The sequence below is a fragment of the Kurthia sp. Dielmo genome (assembly GCF_000307285.2).
Classification (GTDB): Bacteria; Bacillota; Bacilli; order Bacillales_A; family Planococcaceae; genus Kurthia; species Kurthia populi.
In genome coordinates this window covers 315,520-318,631 of the sequence record NZ_HE578960.1, presented here as the reverse complement: position 1 = coordinate 318,631, position 3,112 = coordinate 315,520, and the positions used below count along the sequence as shown (strand labels likewise).

The window sequence follows — 3,112 nt, the reverse complement described above, 5'->3', positions numbered from 1 at the left end:
ATTTGGGAGCTCATTTATAAGGACGCGCAGCCAGAATGGAAAAAGTGGGATGCACCGTACTATCCACATCATACAAAAACATATGAACAGTTTTTAGAAACAAAGGAAAACTGGATAGGTGATGATAGCTACTGGGCAATTGAAGTTGAAGGTGTCATTCGCGGAACCATTTCGTATTATTGGGAGCATGAGCCATCAAAATGGCTTGAAATGGGCATTGTTCTTCAGGAATCGCAGTCATGGGGGAAAGGCATTGGGACACGTGCCTTACGCTTATGGATACAGCATTTGTTTACGACAATGCCACTCGTTCGTGTGGGCTACACGACATGGTCTGGAAATGAACGAATGATTCGAGTAGGTGAGAAGTTAGGCATGCAGCTAGAAGCGCGCATTCGCAAAGTTCGTTATTATGACGGTGTGTATTATGATTCCATTCGTATGGGAATGCTTCGGGAAGAATGGGAAGCAAATCAATAGATAACAGAAGCCATGATGATTGCGAAAGCATGAGTTATGGTTTTTTTAATTCATTTAACCTTCTTTTATTCCTTTTTTTGGTATAAAATGAATTTGAAGATGTTCTCAACTAATTATACTGGAAAAGGAGTAGAATCAATGAAAAAATTACTAGGGGTCGCATTAACGGCGACATTAATGTTAGGTAGTGCGAATGTTGCGGAAGCAAAGGAGTCTCCCCAATCAGTTAAGAAACTTACTGTAAAAGGAAAGTTACCTAAAACAAATGGTGCCATTGGAACGACCTATCAAGCTTTAAAAAAGCAAGTAAAGGGTGGAAAATTATACGATTCTGAAATGGGAACGTACTACGCTTCTAAACATGCCACAACGATGTATTTCTTTAATCGATACACAAAATCTGATGTAACGAGTAAAACCAAGGTAACTGCAATTGATCGTACCTTTAAACAAACAAGTTTTACAAAAAAATTAACGCCAACTGTTATGTATCAAACTTTTGGGCAGTCGACATCTATCGGAGGGCAATTTTATGATAGTTATATTTATCGTGATGCTTATAAGGCAGGTAAATACTATTTAATGCATAAAAGTCGCGCAAATAATACAGTGACGCTTTCCGTTGGTAAAAAATCAATGCTAGAAAATACATTATTATGGGCAAATGATTAATCATACAGTATGAAAAAACCATCTTTCTTCAGGAAGTTCTGAAAAAAGATGGTTTTAATTAATTTGTTGTAAATGTACCGTTTGTGTAATCGATTGTGACGCCACTTTGCGTATTAATCGTATAGGCTGTTTCATTTAATGTTTTACCAGCATCGTTAATTGAGTAGGCACGTACTAACACACCGCGAGGCATGATTTCATTTGCTTTATAAATAGGGGTTGCTTGATAGAAAATTTTGGCTTGATGATTTGCGTAGATGGCTTTTCGCACTTTTGTTTCAAGATACGACATCCCACCCGCTTCTTTTGATTTATTCGTACCGACATTTTGAGAACGCGTCCCTAAAATTAAGTTATGTGCTTCCATATCGCCACCAAGTGACCAGGCAAGTAAGTGACTCTTATTGTATAAATAACCTCGGTAGCCATCGAGCTGTAAAATTTTATTGTTCAGCTTCGCCTTTGAAGGACTGTACCAAACGCCTTTCTCTGCGTTGTAGACACCATCCACATATTCGCCGGCAATATGTGTCGCAGAACGGAAGGCAGGGCGTTCGATAACGTCTGATGAGTGAGCATGAACCCGGTCATAGGTCACAACCATTGTTGCTTCTGTTGGTTTTCCTTCACTATCCACTTGATAGTCCGGACTGCCATCGGTTTTATCAACAAATTGCTGCTGGTCGTCTGTTAAGGCATCTTCACTTTTTAAGACAACGACATTTTCATTATATTTATCTGTTTCATCATTATAATTGATCAGATTGTCGTGATTTGCACTCGTTGTGGAATCCTTCGTAGAGGAGTCGTCGAGGATTTCTGTCGCAGCATCTAATACGCTGTTGATATCACAGGCGGCTAATAGCGAGGCTGCAAAAAATAAGCTAGCAACGCCTAGTAGCGATTTCTTTAGTTTTTTCATTTTTTTGATGTTCCCTTCGTAGCTGTCATTTTTCGAATTGCCTTTTTTATTTTAATATAATATGTAGCTTGATGCGAATTTCTTTTTTGGAGATTTCACAAAACAAAATAGCGTTTTATGTTTTTCTGTTAAAAAATAATATTTTTTTGAGTTAAACTAAAAAAACATCGTAATTAATGATAAAATTTAAGTAGATAAAATGATGAAGTGAAAGGAGTTAGGGACTTGAAGAGGGCAATAGTAGGTATAACCATTCTCCCATTAACAACATTGCTGTTAATAGGCTGTGATGAGGAGACAAAAAGTGCAGAAAAACTGCAACATGCAGAGCAAAAAGTTAATATGAAATCCTATGAAACAAAAAATACAGCAGCAACACAAGTTGTGACAACTGCTTCTGTAGCAGAAAGTCCAGAACGTATTTTAGAAAAGGAAGCAAAGGCAGTAAAGAATCGCACATTGAGTCAAAAAGCGGCATATATTATAAAGAAATACCCCAATGACTTAGAAGCGCAGAGTAGTCATATGGAAGGCATTGCAAAAATACATAAAGAAGCTTATAAGGAAGAGCACTATAAAGAATACTTTCATACATTGCTAAAAGATTATGAAGATAAAAATTATAAACATGTAAAAAATCGAAAAGCGATGCTAGCCAAAATTTATATAGGACGTTTAGTGACAGATTATGCGCAGGAAATGGATTTGAAGGTCATGTATAAATTTAGCATTCGTTATACAAATTTATTGCAAGATTATTATTTAGGTTATAACAGCAAAGATAATTCCCGTTTGAAAAGTTATTTACGTGCAGATAAGCGTTCAGTTGATGATGCGTATCGAGATATTACAAATTTAGTACAACATAGCAATTAATTCGCAGCATGTCCGAATGGGCAAGCTGTTTTTTTCATCATTTCTTCGCAGAATATCCCTCCCTCAAGGAACGTAGTGAGTAGGGAGGGGTATTCTGCGAACCCAATGATTCTGCCAGTACTAATTTGTTGAAAAGAACATCTGTTCCCGTTATACTATTCG

4 protein-coding genes are annotated in these 3,112 nt (G+C 37.1%); 3 read left to right on the top strand and 1 reads right to left on the bottom strand.

The features are described from left to right. Positions 1-480: GNAT family N-acetyltransferase (locus tag KTHG_RS15150; protein ID WP_255512481.1), on the top strand; the 480-nt coding region annotated here is incomplete at its 5' end. 138 nt (positions 481-618) lie between these two features. Further along, positions 619-1,152: a hypothetical protein gene (locus tag KTHG_RS15145; protein WP_139994788.1), complete on the top strand. Its 534-nt coding sequence runs from the start codon at positions 619-621 to the stop codon at positions 1,150-1,152. Positions 1,153-1,210: 58 nt separating this feature from the next. On the opposite strand, the gene KTHG_RS15140 is transcribed toward KTHG_RS15145, so the two are convergent. Continuing rightward, positions 1,211-2,074 carry a DNA/RNA non-specific endonuclease gene (locus KTHG_RS15140; protein WP_139994786.1) on the bottom strand — a complete coding sequence of 288 codons (864 nt, stop codon included), beginning with the start codon at positions 2,072-2,074 and terminating at the stop codon, positions 1,211-1,213. A 225-nt stretch (positions 2,075-2,299) separates the two neighbouring features. Between KTHG_RS15140 and KTHG_RS15135 the strand changes: the two genes are divergently transcribed. Further along, entirely contained in the window at positions 2,300-2,950 is a 651-nt protein-coding gene (locus KTHG_RS15135; RefSeq protein ID WP_139994784.1) for a hypothetical protein, read from the top strand. Positions 2,951-3,112: the final 162 nt, after the last annotated feature.

Bases quoted from the DNA above. Each gene is read 5' to 3' on its own strand.
- KTHG_RS15145 (WP_139994788.1), top strand. From the start codon at position 619: ATGAAAAAATTACTAGGGGTCGCATTAACGGCGACATTAATGTTAGGT.
- KTHG_RS15140 (WP_139994786.1), bottom strand. From the start codon at position 2,074: ATGAAAAAACTAAAGAAATCGCTACTAGGCGTTGCTAGCTTATTTTTT.